The following is a 1,017-nucleotide window of genomic DNA, read 5'->3' as shown; positions in this document are numbered from 1 at the left end:
ACTTTCTTGCGAGCGCGACGTCGTTCAATGAACGGGTTACGTTGTTCCGGTGGCTTCACGCCAGACCGTTACCAATCCAGCATGCACCGGTAGGTTACGATTGACGGAACAGTCGGTTTCCTTCCTGGCCGCAGCCAGGTGAAACAATCCTCTACGCGACTTCACGTCGCACTGACACAGTAAGACTAAGTGTTTATTAAATTCCGGGTGACGTTAACGGTGCTGCTGCGGATTTCTTGACCTAATAATGTTACCAGGTTGGCTAAACTCACCCTCCTGCGCTAACATACGCCGCATCATTAATTGGATAACATTATTGAAACGGAATAGCGCCAGCAATGAATGTTTATCCCATTGACCAATAGATGTTATTTGGCGAGCGTTAGTCGCACACTCGCGAATTTATGTAAAAAACATACGCAGAAATATCGTAAAAATTTCCCCTGGCGACTACGTTTGGCAGGTTATTGATCGCGTAAAGCCCTGTCTCATGAGGCATGGGGCCCGCGAGGCGGGAAAACAGTTGTACGTTGCTGAGCCATTCCGCAGGCGGCCAGATATTTGATCCGCAGCCGTGCCATTCACTGTCGTTGGTTCTGGTGGGGCGGGTTCCATACGAGCCCTCCCCGATTTGGAAGTGCTAACGCGCTGAAAGCAAGCGCGTAGCGGTTCCCGGCCAGATCGTGTCAAGCCGCCACGGGCAACAGCTCGGTATGTACGGAACCACACGCTGGTGATCACAGAGAGGCAAAATGTCGCAGACTAGCTTTAGCGAATTGCCGGCCGAACAGGTAAAAGGCGACGGAGTAATGATCGCGCATATCGGGGAGTGTCTGGCAAACGGTCCCGCGCTGCGTTACGACGGAGAGCGGTCGAGGTACGACATAGGGTTATCAACGTTAAAAACTGTTGGCGGCAGTAGGTGCGCGCCGCTTATCGAACGCTTGAATCGACTTTCGCCTGCGATATCGGGAGTATTGGTGGAAACGGTCTACTGCGACGTCATCGGCCGCCCCG

1 protein-coding gene is annotated in these 1,017 nt (G+C 52.9%); it reads left to right on the top strand.

Annotated elements, in window-relative coordinates; all coding sequences use genetic code 11:
* Positions 1 to 752: 752 nt before the first annotated feature.
* On the top strand, positions 753 to 1,017 hold a 265-nt coding region (locus HV796_RS43875), incomplete at its 3' end, for a hypothetical protein (protein WP_217478258.1).

The sequence above is a fragment of the Paraburkholderia humisilvae genome, assembly GCF_902859855.1.
GTDB classification, from domain to species: domain Bacteria; phylum Pseudomonadota; class Gammaproteobacteria; order Burkholderiales; family Burkholderiaceae; genus Paraburkholderia; species Paraburkholderia humisilvae.
The sequence above is the reverse complement of the archived record's forward strand: the minus strand, read 5'-3'. Positions and strand labels throughout refer to the sequence as shown.